Origin of the sequence: Corynebacterium tuberculostearicum (genome assembly GCF_032821615.1) — a bacterium.
Taxonomy (GTDB): domain Bacteria; phylum Actinomycetota; class Actinomycetes; order Mycobacteriales; family Mycobacteriaceae; genus Corynebacterium; species Corynebacterium tuberculostearicum_H.
The window spans coordinates 47,674-73,647 of sequence record NZ_JAVBIF010000005.1 but is presented as its reverse complement, the minus strand read 5'-3'; the positions used below and the strand labels follow the sequence as shown (position 1 = coordinate 73,647).

General features: G+C 61.3%; 25 protein-coding genes. 19 read left to right on the top strand and 6 right to left on the bottom strand.

What is annotated here, in order from left to right:
- Positions 1-145 precede the first annotated feature (145 nt).
- The gene (locus RAE09_RS05670; RefSeq protein ID WP_005326421.1) at positions 146-694 is read left to right on the top strand and encodes a hypothetical protein; all 549 of its coding nucleotides are present in this window, start codon (positions 146-148) and stop codon (positions 692-694) included.
- Complete coding sequence (gene idi, locus RAE09_RS05665) at positions 691-1,227, top strand: isopentenyl-diphosphate Delta-isomerase (protein WP_023020986.1); 537 nt, start codon at positions 691-693, stop codon at positions 1,225-1,227. Before RAE09_RS05670 ends, idi begins: the two co-directional genes overlap by 4 nt.
- 13 nt (positions 1,228-1,240) lie before the next feature.
- Here the strand turns inward: idi and RAE09_RS05660 are convergent, their stop codons facing one another.
- Positions 1,241-2,545 (bottom strand): carboxylesterase family protein, encoded by a 1,305-nt coding sequence (locus RAE09_RS05660; protein WP_316981173.1) that lies wholly within the window; start codon positions 2,543-2,545, stop codon positions 1,241-1,243.
- Between the two features lie 38 nt (positions 2,546-2,583).
- On the opposite strand from RAE09_RS05660, the gene RAE09_RS05655 reads away from it, so the two are divergent.
- Positions 2,584-2,799: a hypothetical protein gene (locus RAE09_RS05655; RefSeq protein ID WP_005324176.1), complete on the top strand. Its 216-nt coding sequence runs from the start codon at positions 2,584-2,586 to the stop codon at positions 2,797-2,799.
- Entirely contained in the window at positions 2,792-3,031 is a 240-nt protein-coding gene (locus RAE09_RS05650) for a hypothetical protein (RefSeq protein ID WP_294163872.1), read from the top strand. Before RAE09_RS05655 ends, RAE09_RS05650 begins: the two co-directional genes overlap by 8 nt.
- 35 nt (positions 3,032-3,066) lie before the next feature.
- Here RAE09_RS05650 and malQ read toward each other — a convergent pair whose 3' ends face one another.
- Entirely contained in the window at positions 3,067-5,190 is a 2,124-nt protein-coding gene (gene malQ / locus RAE09_RS05645) for a 4-alpha-glucanotransferase (RefSeq protein WP_316981172.1), read from the bottom strand.
- A 94-nt stretch (positions 5,191-5,284) separates the two neighbouring features.
- Here malQ and RAE09_RS05640 point away from each other — a divergent pair, with 94 nt between their 5' ends.
- The 3 genes from RAE09_RS05640 (at position 5,285) to RAE09_RS05630 (ending at position 10,117) form a co-directional block, all read left to right on the top strand.
- Positions 5,285-7,117, top strand: a complete 1,833-nt coding sequence (locus tag RAE09_RS05640; protein WP_316981171.1) for an AMP-dependent synthetase/ligase — start codon at positions 5,285-5,287, stop codon at positions 7,115-7,117.
- A 253-nt stretch (positions 7,118-7,370) separates the two neighbouring features.
- Positions 7,371-8,051, top strand: a complete 681-nt coding sequence (locus RAE09_RS05635; RefSeq protein WP_005324183.1) for a hypothetical protein — start codon at positions 7,371-7,373, stop codon at positions 8,049-8,051.
- A gap of 344 nt (positions 8,052-8,395) precedes the next feature.
- Complete coding sequence (locus RAE09_RS05630; RefSeq protein WP_316981170.1) at positions 8,396-10,117, top strand: hypothetical protein; 1,722 nt, start codon at positions 8,396-8,398, stop codon at positions 10,115-10,117.
- A 225-nt stretch (positions 10,118-10,342) separates the two neighbouring features.
- Here RAE09_RS05630 and RAE09_RS05625 read toward each other — a convergent pair whose 3' ends face one another.
- The 3 genes from RAE09_RS05625 to RAE09_RS05615 all read right to left on the bottom strand — a co-directional run bounded on the left by RAE09_RS05625 (position 10,343) and on the right by RAE09_RS05615 (position 13,890).
- Complete coding sequence (locus RAE09_RS05625; protein ID WP_316981169.1) at positions 10,343-11,215, bottom strand: hypothetical protein; 873 nt, start codon at positions 11,213-11,215, stop codon at positions 10,343-10,345.
- 222 nt (positions 11,216-11,437) lie between these two features.
- Entirely contained in the window at positions 11,438-12,496 is a 1,059-nt protein-coding gene (locus RAE09_RS05620) for a CNNM domain-containing protein (protein ID WP_005324190.1), read from the bottom strand.
- On the bottom strand, positions 12,496-13,890 hold the full coding sequence (locus tag RAE09_RS05615; protein WP_316981168.1) for a hemolysin family protein: 1,395 nt from the start codon (positions 13,888-13,890) through the stop codon (positions 12,496-12,498). The genes RAE09_RS05620 and RAE09_RS05615 overlap by 1 nt, the downstream gene beginning before the upstream one ends.
- Positions 13,891-14,037: 147 nt before the next feature.
- On the opposite strand from RAE09_RS05615, the gene hemW reads away from it, so the two are divergent.
- The 9 genes from hemW to RAE09_RS05570 all read left to right on the top strand — a co-directional run bounded on the left by hemW (position 14,038) and on the right by RAE09_RS05570 (position 23,405).
- Positions 14,038-15,177, top strand: coding sequence for a radical SAM family heme chaperone HemW (gene hemW / locus RAE09_RS05610; protein WP_316981167.1), 1,140 nt, complete (start codon positions 14,038-14,040; stop codon positions 15,175-15,177).
- Positions 15,178-15,286: 109 nt separating this feature from the next.
- Positions 15,287-16,459 carry an ATP-binding protein gene (locus RAE09_RS05605; RefSeq protein WP_316981166.1) on the top strand — a complete coding sequence of 391 codons (1,173 nt, stop codon included), beginning with the start codon at positions 15,287-15,289 and terminating at the stop codon, positions 16,457-16,459.
- 10 nt (positions 16,460-16,469) lie between these two features.
- On the top strand, positions 16,470-17,519 hold the full coding sequence (gene hrcA / locus RAE09_RS05600) for a heat-inducible transcriptional repressor HrcA (RefSeq protein WP_316981165.1): 1,050 nt from the start codon (positions 16,470-16,472) through the stop codon (positions 17,517-17,519).
- A gap of 69 nt (positions 17,520-17,588) precedes the next feature.
- On the top strand, positions 17,589-18,740 hold the full coding sequence (gene dnaJ / locus RAE09_RS05595; protein ID WP_005326440.1) for a molecular chaperone DnaJ: 1,152 nt from the start codon (positions 17,589-17,591) through the stop codon (positions 18,738-18,740).
- Positions 18,740-19,498, top strand: coding sequence for a 16S rRNA (uracil(1498)-N(3))-methyltransferase (locus RAE09_RS05590; protein WP_316981164.1), 759 nt, complete (start codon positions 18,740-18,742; stop codon positions 19,496-19,498). Before dnaJ ends, RAE09_RS05590 begins: the two co-directional genes overlap by 1 nt.
- Positions 19,499-19,521: 23 nt before the next feature.
- The gene (locus RAE09_RS05585) at positions 19,522-20,502 is read left to right on the top strand and encodes a PhoH family protein (RefSeq protein ID WP_040425220.1); all 981 of its coding nucleotides are present in this window, start codon (positions 19,522-19,524) and stop codon (positions 20,500-20,502) included.
- Complete coding sequence (ybeY, locus tag RAE09_RS05580; RefSeq protein WP_005326445.1) at positions 20,499-21,116, top strand: rRNA maturation RNase YbeY; 618 nt, start codon at positions 20,499-20,501, stop codon at positions 21,114-21,116. The genes RAE09_RS05585 and ybeY overlap by 4 nt, the downstream gene beginning before the upstream one ends.
- 52 nt (positions 21,117-21,168) lie before the next feature.
- Positions 21,169-22,017, top strand: a complete 849-nt coding sequence (gene pdxY, locus RAE09_RS05575) for a pyridoxal kinase PdxY (RefSeq protein ID WP_316981163.1) — start codon at positions 21,169-21,171, stop codon at positions 22,015-22,017.
- Between the two features lie 371 nt (positions 22,018-22,388).
- On the top strand, positions 22,389-23,405 hold the full coding sequence (locus RAE09_RS05570; RefSeq protein ID WP_005326447.1) for a formamidase: 1,017 nt from the start codon (positions 22,389-22,391) through the stop codon (positions 23,403-23,405).
- 82 nt (positions 23,406-23,487) lie between these two features.
- Here RAE09_RS05570 and RAE09_RS05565 read toward each other — a convergent pair whose 3' ends face one another.
- Positions 23,488-23,877, bottom strand: a complete 390-nt coding sequence (locus RAE09_RS05565; RefSeq protein ID WP_005324208.1) for a hypothetical protein — start codon at positions 23,875-23,877, stop codon at positions 23,488-23,490.
- On the opposite strand from RAE09_RS05565, the gene RAE09_RS05560 reads away from it, so the two are divergent.
- The 3 genes from RAE09_RS05560 to recO all read left to right on the top strand — a co-directional run bounded on the left by RAE09_RS05560 (position 23,876) and on the right by recO (position 25,964).
- Positions 23,876-24,121, top strand: coding sequence for a hypothetical protein (locus tag RAE09_RS05560; protein ID WP_005324209.1), 246 nt, complete (start codon positions 23,876-23,878; stop codon positions 24,119-24,121). The genes RAE09_RS05565 and RAE09_RS05560 overlap by 2 nt on opposite strands.
- Before the next feature lie 82 nt (positions 24,122-24,203).
- On the top strand, positions 24,204-25,241 hold the full coding sequence (gene era, locus RAE09_RS05555) for a GTPase Era (RefSeq protein ID WP_316981162.1): 1,038 nt from the start codon (positions 24,204-24,206) through the stop codon (positions 25,239-25,241).
- 6 nt (positions 25,242-25,247) lie between these two features.
- On the top strand, positions 25,248-25,964 hold the full coding sequence (gene recO / locus RAE09_RS05550) for a DNA repair protein RecO (protein WP_316981161.1): 717 nt from the start codon (positions 25,248-25,250) through the stop codon (positions 25,962-25,964).
- Positions 25,965-25,974: the final 10 nt, after the last annotated feature.

Sequence of the window (25,974 nt, the reverse complement as noted above, 5' to 3'; positions counted from 1 at the left end):
AGGGAAAAGGAGGGAGAGATTTAAGCGACTGCCCAGTATGCCACATGCGGCGTTAACGAGCGTAAATACTTAAGTTCAGGGTGGTTTAGGCTAAGGTACTTGTGCAGAAATACAACAATCTTCGCGTGCAAAGGATCCATCCACGGTGAAAATTTCCCACACACTCGGCGCGGGCGTAGTCAGCGTACTCGCCGTGACCCTGACCGGATGTAGCGTTCTCCAGCCGGAAGAAACCGGGCTGGGGGACCATATCACCGTCTCCAGCTCCGAAGAGGCCCCGTACGAGGCCAAGGACACCGACGATAAGGAAGTCACCTCTAATCTGGGCGAGCCGGTAGAGGATAAGGGCCTTGGTGTGAGCTGGGAGTTGCAGGGTGTGTATACCGATAGCAACACCGGTGGCACCGTAGTGACCATTCTGCTCAAGAATAAAAACGATGTGCCCCTGCCTGTCGACGCCTTTGAGGACCCCACCCTGGAGCGTGCCGACGGCAACGGCGGCTGGGCCAAGATCAACTCCTTGCCCTATGACAAGGAATCTGCCCCAGACGTGGAGCCCCCGGGACTCGATCTCCCGCTGGGTGCAGGCGCTTCGGTCAACCTGCAGTACCGCTTTGACGTGACGCCTGGCAACCTGTGGAATGCGCGCTTGCACATTGGCAACGTGACCTGGGTAGGAGACCTTAATCTATGACGGAACTTGTAGTCTTGGCCTCTGCCGAGGGCGAACCCATCGGCACCGCTCCCAAGGCCGAAGTTCATACCACTGATACCCCGCTGCACTTCGCCTTTTCTGCCTGGTTGACCTGCGGTGGCAAGGTGCTGGTCACCCGCCGCGCCCTGAGCAAGCGCACCTGGCCCGGCGTGTGGACCAATGCCTTTTGCGGCCACCCCGCACCCGGCGAGGAGACCGCGGATGCGGTGCTGCGCCGCGCTTCCTTTGAGCTGGGCATTGCGCCGGCGGATCTGTCCGCCCCGCGGCTTATTCTGCCGGACTTTTCCTATCGCGCGGTGGATTCCTCCGGCACGGTAGAAAATGAAATCTGCCCGGTATATACCGTTGAGCTTGCTGCCGACGCCACCTGGGAGCCCAACCCTGACGAGGTAGATTCCTACCAATGGGTCGAGCCAGCAAACCTCTTCGCCGCCGCCGATGCCATGCCTGGTGTTTTTAGCCCGTGGATGATTGACGAGCTCGCGGATAGCGCGCTGCGCGCCGCGTTGTAATTTTCGGCGCCCGCTACACCCCAAGCTCGTCGTCGTTATAGAAGGCCGCGGCCACATAGTCCAAGGTGGCATAGGCTAGCCGACGCTCTCCCGTATCCAGGTTGAATTCCAACACCTGGTGGTCATCGCCGTAGCCGGGGAAACCGGGCTCGCCCGTGGTGGCATAGTGGCGCAGCCACTCGTTGAGCTCACCGGCCGGGGAAGCGTCGGCCTCCTCGCCTCCGCTGCCGCCAAAGAGCGGGTCTAACTCGGCGCAGTGCACCGCGGGGGCTTCGGTCCGGGTAAATTCCATCATCCAGGTCGGGCCTGGAGCCTCCTCGGCTACCTGCGCGGTCCAGCGGCGCACGGCGGCATCACCAATGAGCCGGCCCATTGGCCGCTGCGGATCGACGTAGTGCGCTAGCTGCCGCCACTGTTTGAAACGATCGTGTGACATCCCGAACTTGGGCGAGAGGTAGCTGGTAATAAAGCCGGCAAACGCCATCTTGTCTATGCGCTCGGCCGCGGGCATGGTGTAGAACTCATCGCGGGTGGAGGTCACCACGATAGGGATATCCGCTAGTTCTTCGGCGTGCAGTGGTGCGGGGCCCAAGGCAACGTCGAAGCGGTACTTCTTGCGGAATTTGGCATAGCCCTTGGCCAGTGATTCAGGATCCATCTTTTCCAGCGCCTGGCGCGTGACCGGCACGCCTAGGGCCCGGCGCAGGTCGGTGATGCGATGCTCAAAACGGTCGCGCGGGAATGCCGGCGAGAGCGCCAGCACGCGGCGGAACCCGCCCCGGAAATGATCGCGACGCGTCAGCCACAGGCTAATCGCCGCCCCGGCGGATTGGCCCACCAGGGTGATATTGGTCTTATCGCCGCCAAAGGCTTCGATATTGTCCTGCAGCCACTCCAAGGCCAAGAGGCAATCATCAATGCCGCGGTAGCGGTCCGCCTCGTCGCCGTCGAAGCGCGCAAAGCCGGCCAAGCCCACCCGGTAACCCACGTTGACCTGGACTACCCCATGACGGGCATTCTTCGTTCCCGTAAGCCGTGGGTCCTCGTGCGAGCCATGCTCAAAGCGGCCGCCGTGAATATAGACCACGACGGGGCACTCGGCGGCGTCGGCAGGCGCGGTAATGCTCAGCGCAATGTCATTTGGGCGCGGCTCGCGGGCATCCTGATCAAAGGCGCCATCCAGCGGCTCGGCAGGCGAGTAGGGGCTGGGGATGGTGCTATAGCGCACCGAGTGGAAGTAGTGCAGGCCATCGCGGCGCACGCCGGTGATCCGGCCGGAGGCGGTGGTGACGGTAACGGGAATCTGGGCGCTCGACATGTCAGCCAGATTACCGCGAGCAAGTAGGATAAGTAGCCATGGAGTGGTTGACGAGCTTGGGCAGCACGCTATCGCAATTGTTGGTGCAGGCGCCCGTGTGGATTCAAATGGTCATCGTGGTGGCCATCGCCGTGCCGCTCATGGTGGTCATAGCGTGGTGCCTGATGTGGGCGGTTGACCGCGTGGCCAATCGGGCCGCCGGAGTGATTTCCCAGCAGCGCAGCCGCAGCACTAAGGTAGACCACCATGGCTGAGGAAAATAACGAGCGCGCGCGGCAAGAGCGCGCCGAGCTGCGCGCCAACCCCCGCGAGGGCCTTTGGGACCCCGAAGCCAAGCGCGCTGGCCAGTCTTCCGCCCCGGCAACCACGCCCGGCGCCCAGCCGGCAAAGCGCAAGCGCGCCCTGCCCAAATCCCGCGTCTCCCTCACACTGTGGACGATGATTGCGCTGGTCATCGTCGTTGCCCTCATCGGCCTGTGGACCTAGACGCGCCCACTGCGCGCAGAGGCTTAGGCCCAGCGCTAGTCCTTCCTGCTGGTGGCTGCTAAGCGCTGGAAGAATTCCAACCCAGCAAGATCCTCGATGAGCAGAGCGGTGCCGTTGGTATCGCACAGCGGCACGCACCAATTGGGATAGAGCTCGTGCGTGGTGCCCGGCTGATTCTGCGCACGCACATCGCCCACCATGTCCACCAAGCTGGTGCAGGCAAGTGCTGAAGGCGTGCCCGCAATATAGCGGTGCAGCGCCACAGAAATGTCTTCCTCCGCGCCGCGGGAGGCGCGCTCGGCCGGATCCACTAGGTAATCGCGCTGCGGCAAGAGGCCTCGGTCCGCTACCGCGCCCAATACGCGGGCCTGCCACTCGATGTCATCGCGCTGCTCGTCCTCCACCGAGCAGGTCAGCACGCCTAAGCGCGCGCGGAGCGAAATATGATCGCCGCGCAGGTACGCCAAGGTGGGCGGCAGATCGTGGGTATTGACTGAGGACAGCGCCAGCTGGCGGTACTTGTCCTGCGGCAGCGGGGAGTAGTCATCATCGTCGCGCTCAAACCACACGATGGAGGTACCCAGCACCGCCTTCTGCGCGAGCACGTCTTGTACCCACGGCTCGACGGTGCCGAGGTCCTCACCGATGACCACCGCACTGGCGCGCTGCGCCTCTAGCGCCAAGATGCCCACCATGGCTTCAAAGTCATAGGAGACATAGGTGCCCGTCAGCGGGCTGGCCATGCGCGGGATCCAGTACAGGCGGAAAAGCCCTAAGATGTGGTCCACGCGCACGCCGCCGGCATGGCGGAGCACGGTGGAGAGCATCTCGCGCCACGGGGCATAGCCCGCGGCGGCCAGGCGCTGCGGGTGCCACGGCGGCTGCGACCAATCCTGGCCCTGCTGGTTATAGTCATCCGGCGGGGCGCCTACCGAGCACTGCGGCGCCAAATACTCAGTGAGGTTCACGGCATCGGCGCCGCCTGGGTGCACACCCACGGCAAGATCAGTCACCAGGCCCAGGCGCATGCCGGCATCGAGCGCGCGCTGCTGCGCGGCGGCCAGCTGCTCATCGCACAGGAACTGCAGCCAGGAATAAAAGCGCGTGAGCGTGTCCATGTCCAGGCCTTCGGCATGGCGCTGGCCCGACTGTGCGGCGGCGTCTTGTTGCGCACACCAATATGCGAAATCGCGCAGGCCGCGGCCTTCCTCGCGGGCGTAGCGCACGAAGGCCTCTTCGCGCTCCGGGGAGGGCTGGTAGTTAAAGAGCTCGCGCAGCACCTGCAGCTTGGCCTCAAAAATGGTGTCGCGGTCAATCTCCTCGGCGCTGCGATTGCGCTGGCGAAACTCCTCGGCCAGCTCGCGCACATCATCCTGCAGGTCCTCCGGCAGGAGCTTGAGCTCCGGGATGGATTCGATGTGCAGGTAGAGCGGGTTGATAAAGCGCCGCGTGGTGGGCAGGTACGGCGAGTCCTCCACCGGCGGAAGCGGCTCGGCCGCATGCAGCGGGTTGACCAGCAAGAAATCCGCGTGCGGGGCCAACGTTTCTGCCAACTGCCCCAAATCCTGGAAATCGCCGATGCCCCAGGAGGACTCCGAGCGCACCGAATACAGCTGCGCCATCACGCCGCTAATGGGGCGCTCCACAAACTCATCGGCCGTGGAAAGCCGCGCCGGGGTGATAATCAGCGGGCAGGCATGCTTGCCGATGCCCCCAGACTCCAACACCAACTCGTGGTACCCCATGGGCAGATCGCCGGGGATGTGGAAGCTCGCCTCGCCCCACAGGGTGCCATCAACGTCAGCATCCGGGGCGTCATTGGGGTCTTGGTAGACCTCGCGGGTGCCTCCTTCCTCCAGCTCAATGTGTACGTTGGCGGCATCGCCCGCGTGCACGTGGACCACGAACCCGCGCTCTTGGCCCTGGGGTGCGACAACGCAGTGGGGGAGGGGCTGGGAGGAGCGGTCCAGGTAGTCGTCGTAAAGCAGCTGCGTCAGTGCGGCATCGTCTGGATTGTCATCGATGGCCACGCCCAAGGCGCGCAGGGTATAGGCAATAGTGTCTTCAGCGACGTGGACGGGGAAACCAGACTGGGAGGTATAGCTGGTGGCCACGCCGTGGCGCTGAGCGAGTTCTTCAAGCAAGTCGCGGGTAGTCACAGGCCACATTGTGCCACGGGGACAACGCGCCTGCTGGGAAACAGATTGGTACAGTAGGCGAAGATTAATAATTAGCTGTTCGAAAGGACACCGCGTGACCCTGCAAGAAGTGCATACCCCGGCGCAATTTACTATCGAGCCGGGCGAAACCTGCCTGACCGCCCTCATGGACACCGCGAAGAAGCGCCCTCACGGCGTCATGTTCACCCGCCCGGCTAACTATGAGTGGGTCAACGTCACGGGCAAAGAATTCATCGATGAGGTCTTTGAAGTAGCCCAGGGACTTATCGCCCTGGGCGTGCAGCAGGGGGACCGCGTCGCCCTCATCTCTGCCACCCGCTATGAGTGGTCCCTGCTGGACTTTGCCATCTGGGCCGCCGGTGCCGCCTCCGTGCCGGTCTACCCGTCCTCGTCCGCCTCCCAGGTGCGTTGGATCATCGAGGACTCCGGCGCCGTGCTCGCCATTACGGAAACCCGCGAGCACTCCGAGCTGGTAGAAAACCTGGTGCTGCAGGAAGACGGCGAACCCAACCTCAAGGGCTCCCCATCGCAGCTGCGCCGCGTGCTGGAAATTAACTCCTCTGCCATCGATACCTTGAAGTTCGAGGGCCGCGGCGTGGCCGCCGACGAGGTCTACGCCCGCATCAAGGCCACCTCCACCGATGACCTGGCTTCTTTGGTTTATACTTCCGGCACAACCGGACGACCCAAGGGCTGCATCCTGACCCACCGCAACTGGCTGGCCCAGACCCGTGGCTTGTGCACCAACCCGATTGGCATCTTCGCAGTGCCGGGCAGCCACACCCTGACCTTCCTGCCGCTGGCCCACGTCTTTGCCCGCGCGGTATCCATTGCGGTGGCCCTGCGCGGCGCCTCCCAGAATCACTGGTCGGACTTTTCCACCATCTCCATCGAATTCGCTCGCTCCCGCCCGAATGTCATTTTGGGCGTTCCGCGCGTCTTTGAAAAGGTGCGCAACTCTGCCGCCGCTAAGGCGGCCGATTCCGGCATCAAGTCCCTGCTCTTTGAGCAGTCCGAGAAAGTAGCCATCGAGTACTCCAAGGCTTTGGATAAGCCGGAGGGCCCGGACCGCCTGCTGAAGGCCAAGCACAAGGTCTTTGACAAGCTGGTGTACTCCACCATCCGCAAGGGCGTGGGCGGCAACGTGAACTACTGCATTACCGGTGGCTCGGCCATGGGCCATGACCTGCTGCACTGGTACCGCGGCATCGGCATCCCGGTCTATGAGGGCTATGGCCTGACCGAGGTCGCCGCCGCGGCCGCGGTGGACTTTGTGGATCAGTCCATCGGCACTGTTGGCCCGCCGATGGGTGGCGTGACCTTCCGCATCAATGAGGAAGGCGAAATCTGCATCAAGGGCGATATCGTCTTCCACGGTTACTGGAATAATCCGGAAGCCACGGCCGAGGCCCTCGAGGATGGCTGGTACAACACCGGCGACTTGGGTGAGATTGATGAAGACGGCAAGCTCGTTATCACCGGCCGCAAGAAGGACCTCATTGTCACGGCCGGCGGCAAGAATGTCTCGCCCGGCCCGATGGAGGATATCTTGCGCGGGCACCCGCTTATCTCTCAGGCCATGGTGGTAGGCGATGGCAAGCCCTTCGTCGGCGTGCTGCTGACCCTGGATCCGGATATTTTGAAGCGCTGGAAGCTGGACCACAACATTCCGGAGAATCGCTCCATGCGCGAGCTGGCTACCGATCCGACCCTGCGCGCGGAGCTGCAGGATGCCATCAACCAGGTCAATGCCACCGTCTCCCATGCGGAGGGCATCAAGAAGTTCTACATCCTCGAATCTGACCTTACCGAGGAAGAAAACGAGCTGACCCCCACCATGAAGGTCAAGCGCAACGTGGTTTCGCAGCGCTACGCCGCAGCCATCGAGCACCTGTACAAGCGCTAGTCTGCGCGACGGGTACACCCGAGGGAACTTCCTCGGGTGTTTCTTTTTGCCCTGCTTGCCGACGCCCCCTTCTGCAGCTCACCCCACCATCCTCACCCCAGTGCGGACCAACCTGCCATAAACCTGTGAATGGCTTCGGAGTGTCGCGCGCTCGCGGCGGCGGATCTCGCATAAAGTCGTGAGGCGTTACAGCAAACCTCAACCTCTACTAGAGGTTAGAAATGGGACCGTGGAAGGGAGTGGCTCGAAGCCAATGCACAAAATCGCCGCCGAGCTGCGCCACCGCGAGCTTACGCAAGAGATTTACAATATCGGCGACGAAGTCGCAGAATATCTCGAGCACCTCATTGAAGCCATCGAGGATTGGGACGAAGAGCTGTGCATGGATTGCCTAGCTGAACTGGGCGATATCGTCGAAGACGCCCGCGTTGACTCCGGCCGTTGTGTAGGCGAGCTGATGGGCCTGCGTCAAGCCCTGGTCTCTGGCGTACGCTCCGGCACCATTTCCGCCGCTTCTTCCGGCGTGAACGACGTGGAAGAACCGGAACAACTTACCCCGCGCCTATTGGATGAGCGATTCCCCATCTCCAAGCCCATCGTGGTGCACGAGTTGGCCGAGTCCCTGCGCTCTCGCACCCAGGCCGTGGCGGATTACCTGCGCGAGGTAGTTGAGTACGTGCTTGCGCAAACCGACGCCGTGGCCCGCAACCTCGACATGGTCTCGCTGCCGCACTTGTACAAGCGCACCGGCGAGTCCGCCCTCATTGCGGTCCAAGCGTGGAAGCACACGGTGCTTGATACCCACCCGGCCTATGTCCGCACGATGCGCGGGCATAACCCGCCGCAGTTTCTAGAAGAGCGCGCCCGGGTTGCCGCGGTGGTGGAAAAGGTCCGCGCTAAGCGTGAGGCGGCCCGCCGGGCTACAACTGCATAAACCACATAGACTTCCTTGTTTCACGCAAGGGGATGTTCACGGCCACCGAGATTCCCTCTCTCGGTGGCCGTTGAAGTTTTCTGCGCTAGGGCGCCCCGATTCGGGGAAGCAGTTAGGGAAATTTTAGGTTAACAGCCGTTCCATATAATTTCTGTTATGCCTGTTCAGTGGGTTGGGTTGTGTATCCAGCGGTATTGTTGCTGGATCAACCTTAAAATCTAAGTAGAAAATACTCTCAACGCGCTGTAGGGTAATTCCCGTCCAAGCGAACGCCGTGACCTAGCAGCATCCACACGCGGCGCGCGCAATTAAATTCTTTAACCACATCTACAGGGAGTTAATCCATGGGCGCACGCCGAACTTCTCGCCTCATTGCCAGCGCAGTGGCCGTAGCCACCTTCTCTTCCATCACTGTTGTGCCTAACGCCGTCGCCGCCGACGACACCACCTTTGTCGAGGAAAAGACCACCGACGGTACCGTAAGCCTCAACGGCATTGAATTCGATGAAGAAGGCAACCTGCTGGAGGAAAACAACGCCGGTGATAAGGCGATGGAAGAACTCGACGCAGAAGAAGACGCCGCCGAGTCCATCACCCCGTACGCCGTAGACGGCGCGGAGGAGACCGCCGAGGCTCCGGCTTCCGAGGAGTCTGCAAAGCCAACCACCCTCGAGGAACTCGCACAGACTGAGGCCTCCAACGGCGACGTCAACGTCAAGGTGGTCAAGGATGAGCAGAAGGACAAGCTTGTTTGTGAGGTCACTGATGCCCCTGACAAGGAAGGCAACATGCTCGACCTCAAGCTTGCGCTGGCTAAGGCCTTCTACGATGGCGGCGAAAAGATCCTCAAGACCGTCTGGGAGATCATCCCGGTTGTCGGCGACCTCGTTCCGGCTGATTTCATCGATAAGATTTCCGGTAAGACCTGGGACGGCATTGCCAAGCTGGTCAAGGAAGGCGAGAAGGACAAGACCGTTACCTGGGATCTCTCCCGCGCCCAGGGCATGGCCATCGGCCGTATCGATAACGCCGATGCCGACGTTGATATGAACAACCCGGATGGTGCTAAGAAGACCGTCTCCGGCCTGCTTAAGTTCGCCGACGGCGCCTTTGGCAAGGGCACCAAGGTTATCTTGAAGCTCTTTAATGCAGCCGTTACCATCGCCGGCCTGGTTCCAGGTGCGAGCGTCGCCGGCGACCTGAAGCTGAGCAAGGACCAGCAGAAGAGCATCGAAGACTCCCTGAACAACATCTCCACCGCAGCTTCCGATCTCGCGGCCGTCAACGCCCCGGCTGGCCAGCTGTGCTCCGATATGCTCAACGGCAAGAAGACCAAGGACCAGCCTGCCGAGGAGAGCCCTTCCGAGGAGCCTTCTTCTGAGGAGACCACTTCCGAGGCTCCGGCTTCTGAGGATGCTACCTCTGAGGAGACCACCCCGTCCGAGTCCGCAGAAGAGACCTCCACCGAGGAGACCTCCGCTGGAGAAACGGCCACCGAAGAGCCGACCTCCGCTGAAGAAACGGCCACCGAAGAGCCGACCTCCGCAGAAGAAACTTCCGCTGAAGAGCCGACCTCTGAGGAATCCACCGAACCTTCCACTACCGAAGCTGCGGTTGTTCCGGGCAAAGACGGCCAGGACGGTAAGGACGGCCAGGATGGCGTAGACGGTAAGGATGGCCAGGATGGCCGCGACGGTCGCGATGGCCGTGACGGTCGTGACGGTAAGGATGGCGAGAACGGCCGCGATGGACGCGATGGTCGCGACGGCCGCGACGGCGAAGATGGCCAAGACGGTAAGGACGGCCGCGACGGCGAAGATGGCCAGGATGGTCGCGATGGCCGAGACGGACGTGATGGCCGAGACGGTCGCGACGGACGTGACGGCCGCGATGGCATCAACGGTAAGGACGGCAAGGACGCAGACATGTCTTCCGTCGCAGGGTTCTCCTTCCTGGCTGCGCTCGTAGGCGGCGGCACGGTGCTGGGCATCCTGTCCACCATTGACTACCTCTACACCCACGGCATGCTGCCGAAGAACAGCGTCCCATGGCGCATCAACCAGTAAGACCTTCCTGTTGAGGCATTAGCTGGAAGTAGTAGAGCCTCCGCGAGCATGCGCTCGCGGAGGCTTTTTCTTATTGCGGGCGAAGTCTCGGTGGGTTCTCTTGCAAGGCATTCGCCATTACCCGCCCTTCGCGCTCACCGGCGCAGCCGACTCCGCGGCGAAAGCACCGCTGGTGAGCGCGAAGGGCGGCGGGGTAGAGGATGGCGGGAGGCAGGAAGCGTGGACTTAGGCAGAACGGGCGGCCTCTTGTCTGGCGGAGATGGTGGAAATGAGGTCGGTCAGGAAGCGAGTGGGGTGGTCGATGAGCTGTCGCGGGGTATAGCAGAGGACGGTGAAGCCGGCCTCGCGCAGACGTCGGTGGCGCTCACGCTGATGGAGAAGTGCCTTCGCAGGGATGATGTCGATGAGGTAGGCGCTGTTGATGCATAGGGCGGTTGTGATGCCAGGCAGCGCGGTGAACGGCGCCTCGAAGAACATGGGCCAGGGGAAATCGGCCTCAATGAGGAGGGCGCGGGCGAAAGACTCGTAAGGAGAGCGGGAAAGGGAAGAGGCGTGGTGGATTACGGCGCGGACGATGCGGCTATTGCGCACCCGGCCCATGCGGGCGAACTCTTCCTTGAGGTCTTCTCGGCTCAGGCCGGAGCGCAAAGCCGAGTCGGCGGCGATGAGGCCGTCGGTGAAGCCGTGGTAGCGGGCGACGTCGATAACCGCGCGGGCCTTGGAAACGCAGCGGGTGCCGTCCACGAGGATGGGCTCGGGAAGTAAAGCCTTGCGGTAGATGCGCTCGGGATGGCGGCGGTCCTTGTGGGGAAGCGTATTGGTGGGAAGGGCCATTTCAATCTTTTCCTCGGCCGTGGCGATGACCCACAGCCCGTGGACGCGGGCGGCGGACTTGGAGATGAGCACCGCGGTATAGGCGCTGCGGGCGGCGGCGATGGCGCGCAGGCGCAGCTGGGAGGGGAAGTCGAGGCAGTGGTAGTGATCGCGCCGGACTGCGATGCGCGGTGCGAGTTTGAGGTAGGTGCCGTTTTTCAGGTCGGTCCAAAAGGTGGGGTGGTTGGTGCGGATGGAGTCGATATTGGTCAGTGGTGGTGTCATGCCTCCTAGGAAAGGGCACGTTGCCGGCCGGCGCGAGGAGGTGGCGGCCGGGCCTGTGGATAACAAGGCTGCAGGGAAAGGCGAGTGAGCGAAGTGGCGGCTGGGAAAGTTACGGCCACAGTTATCCACAGTCGGGGGAAACACCCCTTGCGCACGGGTGCGAAAACGGCAAAGCCCGCGCCGGCCGCAATGAAGCGGGCGCGGGCGCGGGTGCGGGGAGAACTAGACGGCCGGGGGAGGGGTGACCTTGTCTAGCTGCTCGGTAATCTGCGGCCACAGTTGGCCCATGATGTCGTCCCAGGTAAGGATCCACACGGCGTTGTCCTTATCAGCCTTGCCCACCATGACGAGCTGCTCGTTGCGAGCGCGCATGTGGTCCAGAGTCTTTTGCACGGTGGTGGAAGAAGACACGGACAGGGCAGGGCGGGAGAACTCGAGAACCGGGGTTTCTGGTTCTGCCAGCAAGGTATCGCGCACGTGGACCACGCGGGGGACTCGGGAGTCCTTGGGGAAGACCAGCACGCGCATGATGTTCTTGCGTACGACGAGGTCTTGGAGGTCCTCCACGGTGGCGTCGGAAGGCAGGGGCACTACCTCCGAGCCGTGCTCGCGGGCCATGGCGCCCACGGTGGAGTTTTCCAACTCGATGACATCAGAAATCTGGTTGGCAGACTCATCATCCAGAGCACCGGTCTCGCGGGAGTGCTCGACCAAGGTGCGCAGAGTCTCAGCGTCGTAGCCGGCCGCACCGGCGCGGTCGACGGGTTCTTCGCCAGCCAGGGACACCATTTTGTTGGCCATGACGTTGATCCACTTCAGCAGCGGGCGGAAGATCCATACGAAGCCACGTGCGGGGACCGCGATGAACTGCAGGGCGGTCTCCGGGTGGGTAATCGCCCAGGACTTCGGCGCCATCTCACCTAGAACAAGGTGGAGGAAGGTGACGATGAAGAGGGCAAGGAGGAAGCTGACGACGTCGGCAATGCCCAGCGGTAGTCCCGCGGCCTCCAGCGGCGCCATGAGCAGGTGGTGCACCCACGGTTTGGTCACAGCACCCAGCACGAAGGTAGCGGCGGTAATGCCCAACTGCGCGCCAGCGAGCATGATGGTCAGCTCATTGAGCGAGCGTAGGCCGGCGCGGGCGGTGCGGGAGTTTTCCGCGTCCTCTTCCAAACGGTTGCGGCGAGCGCCCATCAAGGAGAACTCGATAATCACAAAGAATCCGGAAGCGGCGATGATGAGCAGGGTAACAAGGAGGTTAAACCACCAAGATTCGGTCATTATGCATCCTCCTTCTCATCGTCATCATCGGAGTGGTCGGAGTAATCCTCCACCAGCTCGATGGCAAGGACGGACGGCACGTGGCGGTCCACCTCTTGCACCCGCAGGCGGATGGAGCGAACGGGCGCCTCATCGTGGTCCACCCAGTCATCGGGCTCGGCTTCGAGCTGGATGGTGTGTTCCTCGCCTACCTCGGGCAGCGCACCGGAGTGGGCGATGATGAGGCCGGCGACGGTCTCGAAGTCGCCCTCAGGCAGGTCGTGGCCGATGGCGCGCTCGATCTCATCAATTGGCGTATCGCCGTCGACTAACCAGTGGGAATCATCCTGCTCGGTGATTTCCTCGGTTTCTTCGATATCGTGCTCATCGGTGACATCCCCCAAGATTTCCTCGGCCAAGTCCTCCATGGTCACGATGCCCACGAAGCCGCCGTATTCATCGATGACACAGGCCATCTTTTGGTCACTATCGCGCAGCTCGTCCACCACATCCGGCAGCGGCATCAGCTCAGGGACCACCACGGGTTCCTGCATGATACTGGTGGCCTTGGTGGCGGCGGGAAGGTCGCTTCCCAGGACGTCGATAAGATGCACCACGCCCACCGGGTTGTGGTCGTCATCGATGACGGGGTAGCGCGTGTGGTCGGTAGACATCATCTCGCGGACCTCACCGAGGGTGGTGTCCGGATCAATGACGTCCACACGGGAGCGCGGGATCATGGCGTGCTCTACGTCGTGCTCAGGGAAGTCCAGCAGGCGGTCGAGCACCATATAAGTATTCTCATCCAGATCGCCAGCCTCGTGGGAGGAATCCACGATGGATTCCAGGTCATCGGCGGTGGCGGAGGAGTCCACGTCTTCTACCGGCTCGATGCCAAAGACCTTGAGGATGGCATTGGAAGAATACTCAAAGAAGTGGATGAGCCAGCCGAAAATCCGCAGGTAGATTTGCGTGGATGCGGCCAGCCAGCGCGCCGTCTTCATGGGGGCGGCGATGGTGTAGTTCTTGGGGAAAAGCTCCGCGAAGAGCATGGTTGCAATCGTGGAGATGAAAAGTGCCGCGATGGTGCCCACGGTGACAGACACCGCGGACGGAACACCGACGCCGCCGAGTAACGTACCTAGTCCCTGGCCTACGAGCGGCTCCGCGACATAGCCGATGAGCAGGCCGGTAATCGTAATACCAAGCTGCGCGCCGGAGAGCATGAAGGAGGTCTGCTGGGTAATAGCCAGCGCGCGCTGTGCTGTTTTATCCCCCTCAGCAGCCTGGGTCCGCAGCTGTGTGCGGTCCACGGACATGAAAGAAAATTCCTGGGCCACGAAGTATGCATTCGCGACGATGATGAGGCCGATGACAACGAAGCCGGCCAAGATCATCACAATAGCCGATAACATGATTTACTCCCCACCGCCTAGAAGGAGGTAGGGACATCGACTCGGAGGTTCCACTGAGGGTGCCTTTCTACTTGGGAAGATGGAAACATACTACATGCTCAACCCCGCTTTCGGCCATTTTGTTCCCGGCCTATTAGGGTTTTATCCATGACTGAACCCTTCGGGCTGTATATCCACGTTCCTTTCTGTGCCACTCGTTGCGGGTATTGCGATTTCAATACCTATACCCCGGGCGAGCTTGGCAGCCCGCGCGATCTCACCGGGCCCTACCTGGATGCCCTGGACCGCGAGCTGGAGTTGGCGGCCGCGCGCGTGGGCCGCCCGGCCGAGACCGTCTTCATTGGCGGCGGTACGCCCTCGCTGCTGGGAGGGCAGGGCCTGAGCCGCATCCTGAACACCGTCCGTTCCACCTTCGGCCTGAAGCCTGGGGCGGAGGTCACCACCGAATCCAACCCGGAGTCCACCTCACCGGAGTATTTTGCCCAGCTTGCCGACGCCGGCTATACCCGCATCAGCCTCGGCATGCAGTCCGCATCCCCGGGCGTTCTCCAGGTCCTCGAGCGTGCCCATACCCCCGGCCGCGCCTTTGCCGCCGCCCGCGAGGCCCGCGCCGCCGGCTTCGAGCATGTCAACCTCGACATGATCTATGGCACGCCCACCGAAACGGATGACGACGTGCGCGAGACCTTGGACCGAGTGCTAGAGACGGGCGTAGACCACGTCAGTGCTTATTCGCTCATCGTAGAAGACGGCACCCGCATGGCGCGCAAGGTCAATAAGGGCATCTTGCCCGCCCCCGATGAGGACGTGCTGGCACGACGCTATGAGATGATTTCCTCCACCCTCGAAGCGGAAGGCTTCGAGTGGTACGAGGTCTCCAACTGGTCCAAGCCCGGCGGCGAGTGCGAGCACAACCGTATCTACTGGGTAGACGGCAATTGGTGGGGTGCCGGCCCAGGAGCCCACTCGCATTTGGGCAATGAGCGCTTTTTTAACGTCAAGCACCCCTCGCGTTATATCGATGCCCTCGGCCGCGACGAGCTGCCCATCAAAGAAACCGAGACGCTTACCGACGCCGACCGCCACATGGAGAAAATCATGCTCGGCCTGCGCCTGCGCGAGGGCATCCCGGAGGCCTGGCTCGATGCCCACGCCGCCCCCGCCCTCGAGCGCTTTATCGGCCGCGGCCTGCTCGAGCGCGCCGACGATCGCGTACGCATCACCAAGCCCGGCCGCCTGCTAGCCGATGGCATCATCACCGATCTCCTCGTCGCCGAAGAAACCTAATCCTCGTTCCCAGACCTTTAGACTTAGTCCAGTAGAAACCAAACCAGTTAGTTTTGACTCAGTCGATGAGAAACCTGTTATTCCGCTATTTTCTTGTTAGTCTTTTGATATGGACGATGCACTAAATCCGTATACGCCCGGTTCGGGACTTGCCCCTACAGTCCTCACCGGGCGTGACAGGGATCTACAAGCTTTTGACAACTTGATTAAGCGTGCAGAAAACAATTTGCTTGGCCGCCCGATGTTGCTCATTGGCCTTCGTGGAGTCGGCAAGACGGTCCTTTTGAACCAATTGAAATCACGGGCCGATAAGTGTGACTGGCTCACGGTAAAAGTTGAAGCTTCGCAAGGAGTGCGCGGGGCAGAGAGCGTACGGCGGGCAATTGCCAACGGGCTAGGAAAAGCTTCGCTGCGCTACCGTGCGAAGGCGTTGGTGAAAGAGAGTGCTTTGGCACTGTCGCGGGCGGTTGCATCATTTCACCTTTCCTTGGGGGACGGAGCAATGAACCTAGGAGTGGAGACTAAGGATTTAGCTCCTGTTACCGGAAACTTAGAGCTCGACCTTCAGGATGTCACCTCTGCTGTAGCGGAAACCCTAAAATGGGATCGAAAGGCCCTTGCTTTCTTTATCGATGAAATGCAAGACCTAGATGAGGAAATGATGGAGGCGTTAATTTCAGCCCAGCATGAAGCAGGCCAAAACCGTCTACCCTTTTATATAATCGGCGCTGGCCTACCGAGCTTGCCCGGAAAAGTTGCTAGGTCGCGCTCCTATGCGGAGCGCATGTTTGAGGTACACACCATTGACCGCCTTGGCTTGCATTCGGCGCGCAAAGCTCTATCTGCACCCGCTGAGCGCCAAGACGTGGAATTCGAAGATGACGCTCTGGATTTTCTTGCGGAGGCAAGTGGACAGTATCCGTACTTTTTACAGGAGTTTGGATCCCAAATTTGGAAGGTAGGCGAAATCTCACCGTTTACCATTGCGGATGCAAGGCAGGCCGCTCGCTTGGGAACAAAGCAACTAGACGCAGGCTTCTTCCAAGCTCGCTGGGATCGAGCTACGCCAGCTGAAAGAGACTATCTCAGTGCCATGGCAGCCTTAGGCGATGGTTCAGCGGAAACGAAAGAAATCGGTGAACGTCTGGGGAAGGATAATAAAGCTCTTGGTCCGGTGCGGGCTAAGCTCATAAACAAAGGTCTCATTTATTCCCCTGAGCACGGTAAAGTCAGGTACACCGTCCCGAACTTTAAAGAATTTATCATTCGCCGAAGCGAATAGGAGCGCCATAGTGTCTACCTCAACCGATGCCCGCCGCAAGGAAGTCCTGCGCGCCATCGTGGCGGACTATATTGCCTCCCAGGAGCCGGTCGGCTCTAAGTCGCTGCTAGAGCGCTACCAGTTGGGAGTTTCCTCGGCCACCATCCGCAATGACATGGCCGTGCTCGAATCCCAGGGTCTTATCTCCCAGCAGCACGCCAGCTCAGGCCGCGTGCCCACCCAGCAGGGCTACCGCCACTTTGTGGACTCCCTCCACGAGGTTAAGCCGCTTTCGGCTCCAGAGCGTCGCGCGATGCTCAACTTCCTGGAAGGCGGCGTCGACTTGGAGGATGTGCTGCGCCGCTCGGTGCAGTTATTGGCGCAGGTGACGAAGCAGGCGGCCGTCGTCCAGCTGCCCAATCTCAAGGTATCCCGCGTCAAGCACTGCGAGGTCGTGGCGCTGTCCCCAGTGCGCCTGCTGCTGGTGCTCATCACCGATAACGGCCGCGTGGACCAGCGCAACGTGGAGCTCGATGACATCATCGACCAGGACCAGACCTTCCGCCTGCGCGACATCGTCAATAGCGCGCTGGTGGGCAAGACGCTTACCGACGCCTCCGTGGAGCTCGCCCACCTCGTCGACGACGCCCCCTTGGACATCCGCCACCACGTACTCAAGGTGGCCACCACGCTCATCGAGACCCTGGTGGAGCAGCCCTCCGACCGGCTGATTATGGCCGGCGCCTCCAACCTCACGCGCGTGGCGCGCGAGTTTCCGGAAGGTCTGCCCAAGATTATTGAGGCACTAGAAGAGCAGGTCGTCGTCCTCAAGCTGCTCGCCCGCGTGCCCGATTTGGGCAACGTCTCCGTGGTTATCGGTGAGGAAAACGAGGAAGACCAGCTGCGCCAAGCCTCCGTGGTGGCCACGGGCTACGGACTGGGCACCGGCGACGAGGTGGCTACACTCGGCGGCCTCGGCGTGGTGGGGCCTACCTTTATGGATTACTCGGGAACAATTTCTAAGGTCTCTGCCGTTGCACGGTATGTGAGCGAAATTTTGGCCGGCGAGCAGTGCGAGTAAACTGGCTGGCCGCGCATTATTTTTTCAAGTTAACCCCAACAAGACGAATTAGAAGGAATATCTCTTACAGTGGCTCGTGACTATTACGGCATCCTCGGTGTTGATAAAAACGCAACTGACCAGGAGATTAAGAAGGCCTACCGCAAAATGGCCCGCAAGTATCACCCGGATCTGAACCCGGATGATGACGCTGCCGCGGAAAAGTTCCGCGATGCCGCGCTGGCCCAGGAGGTCCTGCTGGATCCGCAAAAGCGCCAGATCGTGGACATGGGCGGCGACCCCATGGAGCAGGGTGGCGGCGGTGCCGGCGCCGGCGGCTTTGGCGGCTTCGGTGGCGGCGGCCTAGGCGATATCTTCGCCGAGTTCTTTGGCGGCGGTGCCGGCGGTTCCCGCGGCCCGAAGTCCCGCGTCCAGCCGGGCAACGATGCCCTGCTGCGCACCCGCATCACTTTGGAGGAGGCCTACACCGGCCTGAAGAAGAAGGTCACCGTGGATACCGCGGTGCTGTGCGATAGCTGTGGCGGTACCGGTTCCGAGTCCAAGGCCAAGCCGGTTACCTGTGATAACTGCAATGGCATGGGTGAAATCCAGGAGATGCAGCGCAGCTTCTTGGGCAACGTCATGACCACCCGCCCGTGCCCGAAGTGCCAGGGCTTCGGCGAGGTCATTACTGATCCGTGCAACCACTGCGCCGGCGATGGCCGCGTGAAGAAGCGCCGCGATCTCACCGTGAATATCCCGGCCGGCATCAATGATGGCATGCGCATTCGTATGGCCTCCCAGGGCGAGGTCGGCCACGGTGGTGGTCCGGCCGGCGACCTCTACGTCGAGGTCCACACGGAGGAGCACCCCGTATTCCAGCGCAACGCCGATGACCTGAACCTCACCGTGCGCGTGCCGATGATTGACGCCGCCTTGGGTACCAACTTCACCATCGACCAGCTCAATGGCGAAGAGCTCACCATCGACATCGAGCCGGGCACCCAGCCGGGCGAGTCCATCAAGGTCGATGGCGCCGGCATGCCGCGCCTGCGTACCGATGGCTACGGCAACCTCTTTGCCCACGTGGACGTCGTTGTGCCGAAGGACCTGGACCGCAAGACCCGCGAGTCCCTGGAGAAGATCCGCAATTCCCGCGACGAGGGCGCGCGCGTGCGCACCACCGGCGACGGCCAAGAGGAATCCTTCTTCAGCCGCATCCGCGATAAGTTCCGCCGCTAATGTCGCTGCCCGTCTTCATCCACCCGGATCTTTCCGCCGCGCGCACCGGCGAGGCCTTCAGTTTTTCCGGCCCGGAGGCCCGCCATGCCGTCACGGTCAAGCGCATGGGGGAGGGCGAGCGCCTCGAGCTTGTCGACGGCACCGGTACCCGCCTTACCCTCACCATCACCGCTACCTCGGGCAAGGACTCCTTGGAAGGCACGGTCGACTCCATCGACACCGCGCCCGATCCCTCCCCGCGGGTGAGCGTGGTGCAGGCCATCCCGAAATCCGAACGCGCCGAGCTCGCGGTGGATCTTGCTACCCAGGCCGGCGCGGATGAGATTATCGCCTGGCAGGCGGATCGCTGTGTGGCTAAATGGGACGGCAAGAAGGCGCCAAAGGCAGTGGCCAAGTGGCAGGCGGCCGCCGATTCCGCGGCCAAGCAATCCCGCCGCGCCCGCATCCCGCAGGTGCGCGGCCCGCTGACCACCCCGCAGCTCGTCCAGGAACTCACCGGCGGCCGCGACGGCGCTTCCTCCAACGCACCCACCGTGCTTGTATTGCACGAGGAAGCTACCGTCTCTATCAAGGACGTGCCGCTCACAGAGGATGTCGTCCTGCTCGTCGGCCCCGAGGGCGGCATTGGCGACGCCGAGCTCGATCGCCTCAAAGAAGCCGGCGCCACGCCCATTAAGCTCGGCCCGGAAGTGCTGCGCACGGCGAGCGCGGCAATGGTGGCGCTCGCGGCAATCGGCATGCGCACCGAGCGTTGGTAGGCGGCGCTGGTAGCCTAAAGCACGTGCCTATCATCACGAAGAAATGTGAGCTAGATTCCGCCTACGTCAGCAGCGTGCTGGGTAGTGCGGACGATAACCTGCGCGTGCTCAATAACCGCCTGGATGCGGACCTTTTTGCCCGCGGCAATGTCGTCACCGTCACCGGTCCCGATTATGAAGTGGCCCGCGCCGCCAAGATCCTCGATGAGCTCGAGGCAATCGCCCGCCGCGGCCACGCCGTGTCCACCGATACGGTCAAGCACACCATGGACATGGTGGCCGTGGAGGCGCCGCAGTCGGTATCGGCGGCGCTGGCGGCGGACATCGTTAAGCGCCGCGGCAAGGCCGTCCGCCCGAAGACGGTGGGCCAGTCTGAATACGTGCAGGCCATCGACGATAATACGGTGGTCTTTGGTATCGGCCCGGCAGGTTCCGGCAAGACCTACCTGGCGGTGGCCAAGGCCGTGCAGGCCCTGCAGACCAAGCAGGTCTCGCGCATTATCCTCACCCGCCCGGCCGTGGAGGCAGGGGAGAAGCTCGGCTTCTTGCCGGGCACGCTCAATGACAAGATTGACCCGTACCTGCGCCCGCTGTACGACGCCCTGCGGGACATGCTCGACCCAGAAATGATTCCTAAGCTCATGGAAGCCGGCATCATCGAGGTCGCCCCGCTGGCCTATATGCGCGGCCGAACGCTCAATGATGCCTTTGTCATCCTTGACGAGGCCCAAAACACCACGCCCGCGCAGATGAAGATGTTCCTCACCCGCCTGGGCTTTGGCTCCAAAATTGTGGTCACCGGCGATATCTCGCAGGTAGACCTTCCGCATGGTCAGGTCTCTGGCCTGCGCATCGTGCGCCGCATCCTGCGCAACGTGGACGATATCCACTTTGCGGACTTGGGCTCTAAAGACGTGGTGCGCCACCAACTGGTCGGGCGCATCGTCAATGCCTATGAGACCTTTGATAATAAGAAAGCCGCAGAATACGAGGAAATGGAATGAGTATCGAGTTTCTCAATGAATCCGGCTTCGAAGGCGTCAACGAGGAGATGCTGATTGACGTCGCCTCTTATGCCTTCGGTGCGATGGACATCAACCCCGATGCCGAGTGCACCATCACCTGTGTGGATTTGAAGACCATCGAGGATCTGCACGTGCGCTGGATGGATCTGGAAGGCCCCACCGATGTCATGAGCTTCCCCATGGATGAGCTCACCCCTGGCGCCATCGCCGGTGGCGGCCGCCCCGATGCCGCCGACCCAGGCCCGGCCATGCTGGGCGATATCGTCCTGTGCCCCGAGTTCGCCCTGCGCCAGGCGGAGGCCGCCGGCCACTCCCTAGGTCACGAGCTGGCCCTGCTTACCGTCCATGGTTGCCTGCACCTGCTGGGCTATGACCACTCCACTCCGGCCGAGGAGAAGGAAATGTTCGGCCGGCAAAACGAGCTGCTCGCGGATTGGTACGACGATGCGGCCGAGCGCGGCGTTTCCTATCAGCCCAAGCCTTCTGGCCCGAAGGCTTTTCCTGACGCCGCCGAGCGCGCCAATCTGGACAAGCAGGTTCCCGGTGGCGGAATCCCTGCGGTGGGCGAGCCACAAGATCGCCCGGAGGAATAATTTTTGTCTTTTCCTTGGTGAGCGCGCGGGCAGCGTAGCACAATGGGTAGCTATGACTATCCTTTCCATCCAGTCCCACGTCACCTACGGCCACGTTGGCAACTCCGCGGCCGTCTTTCCCCTGCAGCGCGCCGGCCATGAGGTATGGCCGGTCCACACGGTGAATTTCTCCAACCACACCGGCTACGGCGACTGGGGCGGACCGATGATTCCAGCCAGCGACGTCACCTCCATCATCGACGGCATTGAGAAGCGCGGCGCCTTCCCGCAGATCGACGCCATCCTTTCGGGCTACCAGGGTGGCGCCGACATTGCCGACGCCATCGTGGAAACCGTCCGCCGCATCAAGGCCGCCAACCCCAAGGCCCTCTACGCCTGCGATCCTGTAATGGGCAATGCCAAGTCCGGCTGCTTCGTCTCCGATGAGATCCCGCCGCTTTTGCGCGACCGCGTCGTGCCCGTCGCCGATATCATCACCCCCAACCAGTTTGAGCTGGGCTACCTCACCGATTCCGAGGTCGGCACACTTGATCAGACCCTCGCCGCAGTAAAGAAGGCGCAGGAAATCGGCCCAAAGACCGTGCTGGTGACCTCCGTTAAGCGCCCCGAGACTGCCGACGACCAGATTGAGATGCTTGCCGTCGACGGCGACCGCGCCTTCCTCGTATCCACGCCGCTGCTGCCGTTCAAGCGCAACGGCTCCGGCGACGTCACCGCCGCCCTGTTTACCGGCCACTACACCGAGACCAGCGACGTCAAGGAATCCCTGCGCCGTACCGCCTCTTCCGTCTACGACCTGCTGGAAAACACCTACGAGGCCGAATCCTCCGAGCTGCGTCTCATCCAGGCCCAGGATGTCTTCGCGCACCCGCGCATGCAGTTCCACGCTGAGGAGCTCTAAACCCTGCGCGGCCCGCTCTCGCGCGTTGGGCTCCGTGAAGTTTGGCCTACTAAAGCTAGGTCCATTCTGATCGAGCTGATCTGAGGGAAAGTACCCCTCAGATCGGCCTTTTCGCCCTCAATTCGGCCCGATCACCTTGGACTTTTCTCCTCTGCTCCCTTAAGGACCCGCACCTACGCCCCCTAGGTCTATCGAGTTTCGGCCGAGCTGAGTAAACCTTCCCCTCAGTTCGGCTCTCTTATTTCATCAAAGGCGGCTCACGATGAGTCTCATATACGAGACTACTTCTCAGGGCGAATAGTGTGACGTACTACCAAAACGCCAGTAATATGGCTCCCGTCACATCACCTACTTTGCGATAGGAGTCCACCATGTCCAGCACCGGCAGCATCAGCGCATCCCCCGACGGCCTGTTGATGGCCCTCATTCAGTATCCCGTTCCGGTGGTCAATACCCCGGAAGACGTCCAGGCTAGCGTGGACGAAATCTGCCGCATGGTGGGTTCCACCAAGGCCGGTTACCCAGACCTCGACCTTATTGTTTTCCCGGAATATTCTTCCTCCGGTCTCAACACCAAGATTTGGTCCTATGATGAATTCCTCATTGGACTCGATGATCCCAAGGTAGATCAGTTCAAGCAGGCTTGTAAGGAAAATGACGTGTGGGGCGTCTTCTCCATCATGGAACCAAACCATGAGGAAGGAAAGCCGCCATTTAATACCGCCATCATCATCAACTCCGATGGTGAAATTGCGCTGCACTACCGCAAGCTCCAGCCGTGGACTCCTATCGAACCGTGGTACCCGGGCGATCTGGGCATGCCGGTTTGCGACGGCCCGAAGGGCTCCAAGCTTGCCGTGAACATTTGCCACGATGGCATGTTCCCTGAGCTTGCTCGCGAGGCTGCATACAAGGGCGCCAACGTTTATATCCGCATCTCTGGCTACTCCACACAGACCCAGGATCAGTGGATCATGACCAATAAGACGAATGCCTTCCAGAACCTGATGTACACCGCATCCGTAAACTTGGCTGGCTACGACAACACCTTCTACTACTTCGGTGAAGGTAACGTCTGCAATTACGACGGCCACATGATTTCTGAGGGCCACCGCAATCCCGGCGAGATCGTCACCGCCGAAATCTTCCCAGAGTTGGCTGACAAGGCCCGTATCAATTGGGGCCTAGAAAACAACATCTTCAACCTGGGCAACCGCGGATACGTGGGCTACCCCGGCGGCAAGACCGACAACTATCTCACCTGGGTCGAGGACTTGGCTAAGGGCAAGTATAAGCTGCCGTGGGCTGACGACGTCCGCATCAAGGATGGCTGGAAGTACTACCCGGACGGCCCGCAGCTTGGACCGCTGCCGGATGAGTTTAAGTAAGCTTCACTAATTTAGCGGCAAGCCCTGCACCCGTTTCGACGGGCGCAGGGCTTTGGCGTTGTCCAGCGTGCGGTCTTTCCCGCTAATACTCGTAGCCTTCTACCGCACCAGTATCGGCATCGGCTGGCGTATCTAACACTGCGTCGGACTCTGGCGTGTATCCAGCATCTACGTCGCCATAGTCATTCAACGAATCTGAATCTGAAGGCGGAAGGCCTCCATTGCACAGCTCGGCCCATTCTTCGGGGTACTTATATCGTCCGTCTAGACTGCCGCACACTCCTTCTGCGCGTGCAGATCGGCGATGAGCGGGAGTATCGCATAGCTCTGTGGGCCTTTGCGTGCCGTCGGAAAATGTACCGATGATGGTCAAATTTCCCGGATCGCAATACAGCAGCTCCGGCTCGGCAGCCGCGGTTTGAGGCTGGGTCTCCGGCTCAGGAGCGGCGCTTTTTGCAGGTTCTTCCGCCATGCTCTCTTCGCTGCTGATGGTAGCGGCAGAAGAGGCCGTACTTGAAGAACTGGTGGCGGATGAAGAAGAGGTAGCCGAAGAACTAGTACTCGTCTCGGCGGGTGACTCGGAATTAGGCGAGGAGCATGCGGAAAGGATGAGAGTAAGGGCAGCGCCCAAAAGTAGGGCAGGGGATTTGCGGGGCATGAGGAGCCTTTCGGAGAGTGAGCGCGGTATGCGCTGGAGAGAAGAGGTTTCTCCATAGATTAGTCCTATGCCGCTTCACCGGTGCGAATTGGCCGCGAACTAATCGGAGATCTTGACTCTGTGGGCTATTATTGCGGGTAATGAGTTCTGATTTTGATGCACAGTTTGATGCGGCATTCGAGGGTCTTCCGGAAGACCCCGATGATGCCGTGCCGGAAGGCGCCGAGAATTCGGCAGCCCCGCTTGATTATTCGCAGTACACCGATACCCCGGAGGGTTTCCGCTCTGGTTTCGTATCCTTTGTGGGGCGTCCGAATACCGGCAAGTCCACGCTGACTAATGCCCTGGTGGGGCAAAAGATTGCGATTACCGCAGACCAGCCGGAGACCACCCGCCATACCATTCGTGGCTTGGTCCACCGCGATGATGCCCAGGTCATCGTCGTAGATACGCCGGGTCTGCACCGCCCACGCACCCTTTTGGGCGAGCGCCTCAACGAGGTAGTGAAAGATACCTATGCCGATGTGGATGTGATCGGCCTGACCATCCCAGCCGATGAAAAGATTGGCCCGGGTGACCGCTGGATCCTAGAAAACGTGCGCTCCATCGCGCCAAAGACCCCGATCATCGGCATCGTCACCAAGCTGGATAAGGCCAGCAAGGACCAGGTTGGCGCGCAGCTGCTGGCCCTGCACGAGCTGCTCTCCCAGGATGACCCGAATGCGGTAGTCATCCCGGTTTCCTCCAAGGAGGGCGTGCAGCTTGATGAGCTGGTGCAGGTCATCGTGGACCACCTGCCAGAAGGCCCGAAGTTCTACCCGGATGACCACATCACCGATGAGGGCCAGGAAAAGCGCATCGAGGAACTCATCCGTGAAGCCGCCCTATCCGGCTTGAAGGCGGAACTGCCGCACTCGGTGGCGGTGCAGGTCGATGAGATGCTGCCGTCGCGCACCCGCGAGGGTGTGCTGGATATCCACGCCATTTTGTACCTGGAGCGCCCCGGCCAAAAGCGCATTATCGAGGGCAAGGATGGCCTGCGCTTCCGTCGCATTGTGGGCAATGCCCGCAAGGAGATTATCGAGCTGCTCGGCCACAATGTGTACCTGGATCTGCGCATCAAGGTGCTGAAGAATTGGCAGTCTGACCCGAAGTCGCTGGGTAGGCTCGGGTTCTAAACCACTATGCGCGAGAACTATCGTGACCGCGCAGTGGTCATCCGCAGCTATGACTTTGGTGAGGCTGATCGCGTTATAGTCCTGCTTACCCGCGATCATGGCCTCGTGCGCGCGGTGGCCAAAGGCGTGCGCCGCGCCAAGTCGCGCTTTGGTTCGCGCCTGCAGCTCTTCGTCAACCTCGATGTCCAGCTGTATGTGGGCAAGAATCTGGCTACCATTTCCCAGGCGGATACGGTCGACTATTTTGGCGCGCGCCTCATTGAGGACTATGAGCGCTACACGGCCGCGTGCGCGGTGCTGGAATCGGCCGAGCGCCTTGCGTTTGCCGACGCCGCCCAAGACCCCTACCTCTACGACTCCGTCACCGCGACCTTGGAGCAGCTGCAAACCGCGGACCCGACCATGGCGCTGGATGCCTTCTTACTGCAGGCCATGGCGCATGCAGGTTGGGTGCCGAGCCTGTTTAACTGCGCCCAGTGCAACCGGCCGGGCCCGCACCACGCCTTTCACCCGGCGGTAGGCGGCGCGGCGTGCCACGAATGCCGTCCGCCAGGCGCGGCCGAGGTAGACCCGGAAACCCTGCATCACCTGTGGCTTTTGGCGCATAATCACCCGACGAATCCGACGAATGCGCAGAAACAGGAGGGGCATCGCCTAGCGCGGGCGCACCTGCAGTGGCACATGGAGCGCAATGTTTCCGCATTGCAGGTTATGGAGCAGTAGAATATAGCCC